We start from the raw sequence: 9,369 nt of genomic DNA, 5'->3' as shown, positions 1-9,369 counted from the left end.
GATGAGAAACGCCTGAGTTATGAGTGTAAATAGAAGGTTGATACTGCTCGCCGTAGTGCTGGTCATAGTTGCAGGCGGAATTGGCATATTCATTCAAAATCCGGAACCTCAACCTCCGGTTCGAATTGTCACGGGTCCTTTTTTCGCTCATCAAATACTCACTTATCCGCTGGAAAACGAACTCGTGAAACCTCAAACTGAAGTAGTAATCGAGAATACAGTCAACCACAATGAACATATGATGGCAGGAGGCGGTGATATAGGCGAGATGTCAACCGCTGCATTCGCTATCGCTTATGAAAAGGGTATACCGTTGAAAGCCGCGTATATCTACATCTCGCATCATGGCCTGAACAGTGGAGAAGGAGTCGCTAGGGTATACGCACGGAAAGATAGTGACATTTTCACTCCGGAGGACCTCAAGGGAAAGAAAGTGGGCGTTCCTGGTCTTAAAACCACCAGCACGACTATCTTCTTGGAGATGCTGAGAAGGGAATATGGTATAAGTGAAGAAGATATTGAACTCGTAGATAAAGCTCCCCCATTACTCCCCACACTCTTGGATAGTGGAGATATCGATGCCTCTTTAATGCTCGGCGACGTATCTGTTAAGACCTATTATAGTGATAAATACCGGGTGATATGGAATGTTGATGAAGCATTCAAGGATGAGTACGGCGAATATACACCCGCGTCACTTCTCGTGGTCAACTCAGACTTCTTCGAAACACACCAAGACCAGGCAGAAGCGGTAATAAATGATCTCATACAGTCGAAAGCGTATGGAGAGGCGCATATGGATGAGATATGCGCGTGGTATGCTGAAGAATTCGGTGGCACTGCAGATTATTACAAAACGGCTTACTGCAATCATTATTCTGTATCCCTCACGCCAATTACCGATCAGAACAAAGGGGCGGCGATGGCCATATTTGAGTTTACAAAGGCTCGAGGGATCATAGCAGAAGTACCGGATCCCGAAGATGCATTTGTAAGCATATAACAATGAGAGCTAAAACAATCTATCAGATCCTCTCCATAGCTGTCTTCCTCCTTCTCTGGTTAACAATCTCCGAGTACTACCGCTCTCCCCTCTTTCCCAACCCGATAGAGACTCTATACGCTTTCTTTATGCTCTTATCGTCAGAGAGCGGCTGGTATCACATTGGAGTGACTACTTACAGGGTACTCTTTGGGACTTTCTTCGGCTCGTGTCTGGGCATCATGTTCGGGATACTACCGAGATATAGCAGGAGAGCAGAATATGCCATCAGTTCGGTGGTTTATCCCTTATTTGAATCCATTCCCGCGATTTGTTGGGTCTTGGTCTTTGTGGTCTGGTTTGGAATGTCAAATAAGACGCCCATATTGGCAATTTCAGCAGCGGTCATTCCGTTCTTCATAATAAATATCTGGGAAGGAGTGAAAGAGTTGGACGAGAATTTAGTTGAAATGGCAATGACCTACACAAGAAATAGGCTGCGAATACTGCAGAAGATAATATTGCCGATGCTTTATCCTTATGCTTTCTCTGCATTCAAGACCGCTTTTGAAATAGCGTGGAAAGTGGTCATTTTGGGAGAAGTCTTCGGCGCCGCGAGTGGAATCGGCTACATGTTATGGGTATCATACGAGGTCTATGCCATAGAAAACGTGTTTGCCTGGACACTCTGCTGTGCAATAATAATCATACTGTTTGATTATGGTATTTTCAACTCTATTGACAGACGATATATGAGGAGATGGAAGCGGTAAAAAAAATGAAAGAGGTTTTAAGAATCGAGGAACTTCGTAAGCATTTTGGCGCTCTTGATGTGTTGAACGGAGTCAATTTTAATATCCACGGAGGCGAATTTATTTGTATATTGGGGCCGTCGGGCTGTGGTAAGACGACAATCCTGCGCATAATAGCCCAGCTCGAACTCTTTGATTCCGGTAGAATTTTCATTCACGGGACTGAGATTGCAACTGAAAGAGAGAGCTACCTTGGCGATCTGAGTGTAGTCTTCCAGGAGCCGAGGATGCTCTACTGGAGGACGGTAGAGGAAAATGTAAAACTCGCTCTTGAATTAAAAAGGGGTACGGTCACCGACGGAGATGAAGCGATTGTGAGAGCGGCGCTTTCATTGGTCGGGCTGGCGGATTTTTGGGATGCATTTCCTCACGAGTTGAGTGGTGGGATGAAGCAAAGGGTTGCTCTTGCTAGAGCTCTTGTAACCGATCCAAGTATATTGGTTATGGATGAGCCCCTCACGGGTCTGGATGTACGAACGCGAGAGGAATTACAAGACGAGATCCTGAGAATATGGAGGGAGAAGAGCATGACGGCGATCTTCGTCACACATGACCCCCTGGAAGCCATTTACATGGCCGATCGCATAATCGTGCTCTCAGATCGTCCGACGAAAGTGAAAGCCACGCTCAATGTGGGATTGAGTAGGCCGCGAGACAGAGGTGCTAGGGAATTTAGGGTATTGGAGAACAGGATAAGAGAGCTTTTCTCTGATGAAACGGTAGCTCAATAATACCTATCCATGCTTCGATCTCCTCGTGACATGTAATATCCATTCTCGGATATGAACATAAAAGGATATGTTTATATGGCGAGATGAGAAACGCCTGAGTTATGAGTGTAACTAGAAGGTTGATACTGATTGCCGTAGTGCTGGTCATTGCGGCAGGGTGCGCTGGATGCTTGGAACAAACGCAAGAGGGTGCCGTCGTTGAGGAAGCTATAGTGATGAAAGTGGGCGCAATGCCGGACGAGGCAACGTTACCGTATTACGTGGCAGAACGGGAAGGGATTTTTTTGGAGCATGGATTGGACGTTGAGGTCGTGCCATTCATGAGTGCAATGGAGCGAGACAGCGCGTTAATTGCAGGTGAAATAGACGCAGAAGAGAACGATCCCGTGGGCACGCTGGTGCTGCGTAACGCGGGTTACAATGCCAGAATTGTCAGCCAGGAAATGTATGAGACCCCAGAGAAGATGCGGTTCGCCATCCTTGCAAGCCCGAATTCGGGCATAACCTCCGTCGAGGATTTAGAAGGCAAACAGATAGCCATCTCCAGTAATACCGTCATCGAGTGGATAACGGATAATCTACTCGGTGAGGTAACAGCGAGCAAGATAGAAGAGAAGAAAGTGCCAATAAGAATGCAGATGCTGCTTGAGGACAAATATGATGCGGCTACACTGGCTGACCCGTTAGCGAGTTACGCGATTTACGAGGGCGCCACTCTGGTCATCGCGGATTCCGATTTAGATGAAAGGATCGGTTACACCGTGATCGTTTTTAGAGGTGAGTTCATAGAGGAAAAAACGGAGAGCGTTGCTCAATTCCTGGCGGCGTATAACGAAGCGATAGAGCGAATAAATGCCAATCCAGAGAATTACCGTACCCTCCTCGTGGAGATTGCAAAAGTGCCGGAAGAGATCGCGGACAGTTACAAGATGGGGACGTACATGAAGGCGGCGCCGTATCCACGCGATAATTTCGATGCCGTGCTCAGTTGGATGCAGAGCAAGGGTCTGGTGACGGAAGAAATCTTATATGAGGACGTGATTTATGAAAGTGCATGATTGAAGCGACGGGGATAACCAAGACCTTTCCTGATGGAACGGAAGCACTTCATAACGTCACGTTCGACATACGGGATGGAGAGAGCTGCGCGGTTATCGGCCCTTCGGGCTGCGGTAAGACGACGCTGCTCCTTATCTTCTCCGGTATCCTGAAGCCCTCAGCGGGACGAGTGCTGGTTGAAGGAAAGGAGCTAACGGCGGCGTCAAAAGAGTTAGCACTCATATTTCAGGATTACGGCTTGTTCCCCTGGAAGACGGTCTACGAGAACGTTTCGCTGGGTTTAGAGCTGCGAGGCTTCGGTAAACGGGAGCGCAAGGAGATCGTCTCATCGCTTCTCACAGATCTCAATTTACAGGGCTTCGAGCGATATTATCCGAAGCAGCTTTCGGGTGGTATGCAGCAGCGAGTCGCGTTCGCGCGTGCATTAGCGTTGAATCCACAGATTATGCTCATGGACGAGCCGTTATCGTCATTAGACGCGTTGACGAGGGAGAATTTGCAGAACTTTTTACTCCAGCTCTGGGAGGAGAAGAAGATGACCGTGCTGCTGGTAACGCACAGCATAGAGGAAGCGGTATTCCTGGGCAAAAAAGTGGTTGTACTCTCGCCGAGGCCAGGAACGGTGCTAAAAACGGTGGAAAATCCACGGATGGGTGATTTGGATTACAGAACAAAGGAGGAATTCTTCGATAAATGCAGGGAAGTAAGGCAGAGCTTAGATGGTGGAGCTATTTAATTACGGCACTAGCGATTTACGGACTATGGCATGTATTGGCGGTCATTCTGGACTCGATCGCGCTGCCAACGCCGTTGACCGTGCTCTTTGCCTTAATAGCCGGGCTGAAGAGCGATTTTATCTCGCACCTGCTTATTAGCGCGTTCAGGATTGGCTACGGAATCGCGCTGGCCTTTTCACTCGCGGTTCCTATCGGATTGCTGAGTCACGAGCGACGCGTGGATAAATTCGTCGCGCCCCTCATCTATATGCTGTATCCAATCCCGCATATCGTCTTGCTGCCCGTGATCATCCTCCTCTTCGGCATCGGCGATTTGTCAAAGATAATAATGATCGCGCTGATCGTCTTCTTCCAGATCCTCGTGACGACGCGTGACGCATCGCGGAACATAAGCGGGAATTACATCTATCCCATGCTCTCCCTAGGTGCGAGTAAGAAAGAGATTTACAAGCACGTCATTTTACCTGCGTGTTTCCCGAAGATCCTTACTGCAATGCGGATAAGTGTGGGAACGTCAATCGCAGTGCTCTTCTTCGTGGAGTCGTTCGCAACGACTCGAGGCTTGGGCTATTTGATCATGGACGCCTGGAGCAGAGCGAATTACCCTGATTTGTACGCTGCCATCGTTACAATGGCGCTGCTCGGCTTCGGCGTTTATGTCCTCATCGACCGTGTGGAGCGGAAGGTCTGCAGATGGGTTTATGTGTGAACCCCAACCTATTCGCGTTCGGCCCACGCCGTGACATGTCGTATTCGTTTCTGAATATGAACAGAACGTAATAGGTTTTTATGGATGTTTTTGTAAAAAGGAAATAATGTCAAACGAAGAGCTGAAGTCGTGGATAGCGCTGCATAAGGATGAGATCTTTGCGAACGATGCGGTTGGCACGGGCTGTTTCAGTTATTTACCGGGCGAGGTGATATGGGCCGTGACGAAGCGATGTAACCTGCGGTGTAAACACTGCGCGATCAGCGAGGAAGATCCCGATGAGCTCACGACGGAAGAGGGTTTCGCGCTCATTGAGGACGCTGCCAAGCTCGGCCCGGTCAAGTTCGGATTCACGGGTGGTGAGCCACTGCTGAGAGCGGACATCTATGACCTCATCGAGTACGCATCGTCTTTTGACATACAGGTCGTAATGGCGACGAACGGAACGTTAATGACGCACGACATTGCGAAGCGGTTGAAGAAAGCGGGTCTGGAACGCGCGGCAATGAGCATTGATGCGATTGGCGCGGCACATGACGAGTTTCGCGGTGTGGAAGGCGCGTTCGAGGGCATAATGCGTGGAAGGAGAATCTGCGAAGAGGAAGGAATAGCAACCCAGTTCTTCACGATGGTTACACGGGACAATTACCACGAAATCCCGAAGATAATCGAGCTTGCGGACGACTTAGAGCAATGGCGAATTTATCTTATTTACTTGATTGCCGTGGGTCGCGGCAAGCAGATCTCCGATGCATGCCTCTCCACCGCTGAGAACCTGCAATTCTTCAAGGACATGGTGACCAGACAGAAGGAAGCGAAGACGTGGCTCAAGCCGATCTGCAACCCGCAGTACTGGGCTTACCTGAAGGAAGCAGGACTGGTGGATGGCAGAGAGGGCCTTGAATTCACCGGCTGCACGGCCGGCATCACCCGGTTTCACATATTTCCGAACGGCGACGTAACGCCCTGTGCGTATCTGCCGGCGAAGGCCGGGAATCTACGGGAGTCGAGTTTCCTGGAGATCGTCCGGAATTCCGAGATGTTCAAGGCGTTGCGGGCACGAGCCTTGAAGGGGCAGTGTGCAACCTGCAAACACAAGCAAATCTGCGGCGGATGCCGGTCACGAGCGTACGGTGTGACGGGCGATTATTTAGCTGAAGATCCCGTGTGTCCGCTGGTTAATGGGTGGCACGTGTGACTTTTACGCGTTAGTAATTCCGTAAAAAGAATTACACTATCAAAAATCTGCCAGCGTAAATAATGTAGTACAAAAACGCAACTATCTTCAAAAATGGAATGGATTAAGCGAAGTGAAAGAACTAAGAGGTTATATATCCTCTAATTTTTAATCCTTAAAAGGTGAGCACGAAGGAAGATGCCAAAATTCAATATCAACTGGAACGTTACGCGAGCGTGCAACCTGCGGTGCAAGCACTGCTACTATGACGCAGCGACGCCGTTAGACGACGAACTGAGCACCAAGCAGGCCTGTACGCTCATTGACGACATTGCGGCGACATTTGGCGATAATGTACGCGTTACGCTGGGCGGTGGCGAGCCGCTGGTACGCAAAGACCTTTTTGAGATCATCAAGTACGGTAAGGAACGAGGCGTGACCCTCGTCCTCGCATCCAACGGAGTACTGCTCACCGAAGACGTTGCCAGGCGATTAAAGGCCGCGGGCATTAACGAGGTCATCATCGCGATCGACGGCACGCAGGAGACGCACGATGCGATAAGGGGCAACGGCGTCTTTGAGAAGACTATTAACGGCGTGAAAAGGTGTAAAGCAGCAGGCATGAGTGTGGTGATCGATCCGTGCATTATGAAGCAGAACGAGCAAGAGACTGCGGAGATCCTTGATATCGCAGAGGAACTGGGCGCACGGCAGGCTCGAATGTTCCACTATATCGCGATGGGTCGCGGCGAGGCGGAAATCCCTGATGCTGAACTCGATATGAGTCACTATGCGCAGAACGTGCAGCAGCTCTACGAAGAGCAGACGCAGCGACGTAATTTGGAAATATGCACGACGCAGGCATGTCAGTACTGGGTAGTGCTAAAACGCAGCGCAGAAACGGGACTGCCCGTACCCGAGTTCTATTACAACGAAGTACCGGGCTGCCGCGCCGGTATTGGTATGATGTCGATCAAGCCAAACGGCGATGTCGTGCCCTGTCCGCTCCTGGAAGTGAAGGCAGGAAACGTCAAGGAGCAGAGCTTTCGTGAGATCCTGGACTCGGAAGTCTTCACTAACCTCAAAAGTCGCGAGGTCAAAGGACGATGCGGGGTCTGTAAATTCAAGCAGCTCTGCGGCGGCTGCCGCGTGCGCGCATACCGCCATTCCGGCGATTATATGGGTGAGGATCCGTTGTGTGATGAGCGGTTTTTTGAAGAGACGTGATTTAAGAGTGGATTGTCCTGTTAACCCATCTATGTCACATCAAAAATAGACTATTTTTAAGCAAACTTTAAATACGATCAACGTCTTTGAATTTAAGGAAAGATCAATGGATAGCGATACAACGTCAGAATCACCTGCAAATTATAGTGTTTATGACGATGGTATCCTATCCGTTAGGCTGATAAATTATGAAAAGAGACCCGACGAGATGTTGTACTTTTATTCCTTAGAATTGTTTAACCGATCTAGGTTATATCAGCTACGAGAGATAACTTTTTCCGCGGTTGTGATGAACAGTGGAACTATTGGAGAACAAAAGATAGTGCAATGGCTAAAAAGGAGGGGGAAAAAATATCTTCTTCTATCTGCGGTTGGTGGAGGAGAAAAAATGAAATTCGCTTCAATTACTTATAAGAAGCATTCTTCGTTGATTGATTTTTTAAAATGGTCGGGAGATTACTTGAAATACATCTCTAAGTTATTTGATTAAATGGTGGTTATCAATATCATTCGTTAAGAGATTACAAGGAGTTCGCAGATGAAAAGAAAATCCTTGGTTGGTCTAATAGGTGTAGTAGCAATTTCGTTGATAGTGATATTATCGGGATGTGTTGAAGAGGAAACCCCAGTAAAAGTTCCAGATACTTCTTCGTCAATAACAACCACAACAGCGACAACAGCATTAATTACAAAAGCCCCTTCTGATATAGCATTGACAATAGATGATATGCCTGATGAATGGATGAGATGTGATAAAGAGAGTATTGATGAAAAATATTGGGTAACATTCTCCCGAGAGATATTTGGAACCGACTATCTTACTTGTGAAGTTGACAAATATCATAATATTAGTGATGCAAAGAAGGCATTTGAAAATCAAAAGAAATACGAGGCTGAGAAAGTTAAGATAACTTCAGTAGAACTAGGTGATGAAAGTTATGGATGGAAATATGGTCATCAAAGCTGCGTTCATTTCAGGAAATTAAATATAATCGTAGATATTCTCTTTGAAAGCCAGTATGGTAAACCAGATATAGAGCATGCTAAAAAGTTTGGGGAAATAGTGGAGAAAAAACAATGAATATTTCAGAACTTAATCCACTATGGGTTTCTGTTTTTGTAACAGTTATATTGGTGATTATTACAGGACTTTATTTGTGGGAAACACGAAAAATTCGACTGGAATCTGCACGACCAATTTTTTCTTTAAGACCGGGAGTCACAGATGAACGGTATTTAATAAATACTGGAAGACTTGCTAAGGATGTCAACGTGGACGTTAAGTCCAGCGCCAATGAAGATAAATCCTTTTTTGTATCGTCTTTCGATTCTGGCCAAGAAATTGATTTGGAAACAGATTTTGAGCAGATAAAGAAAGATAAAGGTTTTGTCAAAGTTGAATTAAAGTTCAACGATGGATATAATCGAGAAAGGAAAGATAGCATTTCTGTGGATTTCAAGCAGCTTTCCAAAGAGGAAAGAGAAATTGCCTTTTCGTTTTCCCCAAAAGAGGATCATATAGAGAAAATAGCGTGGAGTCTTGAAAGGATTGAACGTAAATCGCATAAGTGAACTCATATAAAACCGTTGAGATACTACGAATTCCGCCATTCGAAAATTCGGTAGTGTCCTGACATGCGGTTGATTTATATAGGTGGTTTACCCACCTATATTTATGCCAAATAGCAAATTAAAGGCAGATCCTCAAAAAGAGTTCTGTTCCAATCCAAATTGCCGTGATTATGGCAAAAGCGGTGCAGGCAACATAGTTAAATATGGACATTACAAAAACGGCCAGCAGCGATTTAAATGCAAGACATGCGGCAGTGTCTTCGTAGAAACCAAAAACACGGTATTCTACAACAGACACCTCAAAGAAGAGCAGATCATCATGATCTGCAAATTGCTGGTCGAGAAGAACGGAATACGAGCTAT

12 protein-coding genes are annotated in these 9,369 nt (G+C 47.0%); all 12 read left to right on the top strand.

Features of this window, described 5'->3' with window-relative positions:
• Positions 1-19: 19 nt before the first annotated feature.
• Positions 20-1,003 carry an ABC transporter substrate-binding protein gene (locus tag JW878_01555; GenBank protein MBN1761751.1) on the top strand — a complete coding sequence of 328 codons (984 nt, stop codon included), beginning with the start codon at positions 20-22 and terminating at the stop codon, positions 1,001-1,003.
• Positions 1,004-1,131: 128 nt separating this feature from the next.
• Entirely contained in the window at positions 1,132-1,755 is a 624-nt protein-coding gene (locus tag JW878_01550) for an ABC transporter permease subunit (protein ID MBN1761750.1), read from the top strand.
• Positions 1,743-2,525: an ABC transporter ATP-binding protein gene (locus JW878_01545; GenBank protein ID MBN1761749.1), complete on the top strand. Its 783-nt coding sequence runs from the start codon at positions 1,743-1,745 to the stop codon at positions 2,523-2,525. The genes JW878_01550 and JW878_01545 overlap by 13 nt, the downstream gene beginning before the upstream one ends.
• Positions 2,526-2,626: 101 nt before the next feature.
• Positions 2,627-3,583, top strand: a complete 957-nt coding sequence (locus JW878_01540) for an ABC transporter substrate-binding protein (GenBank protein ID MBN1761748.1) — start codon at positions 2,627-2,629, stop codon at positions 3,581-3,583.
• A complete protein-coding gene (locus JW878_01535) occupies positions 3,580-4,320 on the top strand; it encodes an ABC transporter ATP-binding protein (GenBank protein MBN1761747.1) in 741 nt (246 codons plus the stop codon). The genes JW878_01540 and JW878_01535 overlap by 4 nt, the downstream gene beginning before the upstream one ends.
• Positions 4,278-5,030: an ABC transporter permease gene (locus JW878_01530; GenBank protein MBN1761746.1), complete on the top strand. Its 753-nt coding sequence runs from the start codon at positions 4,278-4,280 to the stop codon at positions 5,028-5,030. The genes JW878_01535 and JW878_01530 overlap by 43 nt, the downstream gene beginning before the upstream one ends.
• Positions 5,031-5,136: 106 nt before the next feature.
• On the top strand, positions 5,137-6,228 hold the full coding sequence (locus JW878_01525; GenBank protein ID MBN1761745.1) for a radical SAM protein: 1,092 nt from the start codon (positions 5,137-5,139) through the stop codon (positions 6,226-6,228).
• A 177-nt stretch (positions 6,229-6,405) separates the two neighbouring features.
• Positions 6,406-7,434: a radical SAM protein gene (locus tag JW878_01520; protein ID MBN1761744.1), complete on the top strand. Its 1,029-nt coding sequence runs from the start codon at positions 6,406-6,408 to the stop codon at positions 7,432-7,434.
• A gap of 106 nt (positions 7,435-7,540) precedes the next feature.
• Positions 7,541-7,924: a hypothetical protein gene (locus JW878_01515; GenBank protein MBN1761743.1), complete on the top strand. Its 384-nt coding sequence runs from the start codon at positions 7,541-7,543 to the stop codon at positions 7,922-7,924.
• A 48-nt stretch (positions 7,925-7,972) separates the two neighbouring features.
• A complete protein-coding gene (locus JW878_01510) occupies positions 7,973-8,515 on the top strand; it encodes a hypothetical protein (GenBank protein ID MBN1761742.1) in 543 nt (180 codons plus the stop codon).
• A complete protein-coding gene (locus tag JW878_01505; protein MBN1761741.1) occupies positions 8,512-9,006 on the top strand; it encodes a hypothetical protein in 495 nt (164 codons plus the stop codon). Before JW878_01510 ends, JW878_01505 begins: the two co-directional genes overlap by 4 nt.
• A gap of 103 nt (positions 9,007-9,109) precedes the next feature.
• Positions 9,110-9,369 (top strand): IS1 family transposase (locus tag JW878_01500; protein ID MBN1761740.1); only part of this gene is annotated, 260 nt, incomplete at its 3' end.

The sequence above is a fragment of the Methanomicrobia archaeon genome, from assembly GCA_016930255.1.
Lineage (GTDB): Archaea > Halobacteriota > Syntropharchaeia > Alkanophagales > Methanospirareceae > JACGMN01.
This window is presented reverse-complemented; position numbering and strand designations above follow the sequence as displayed.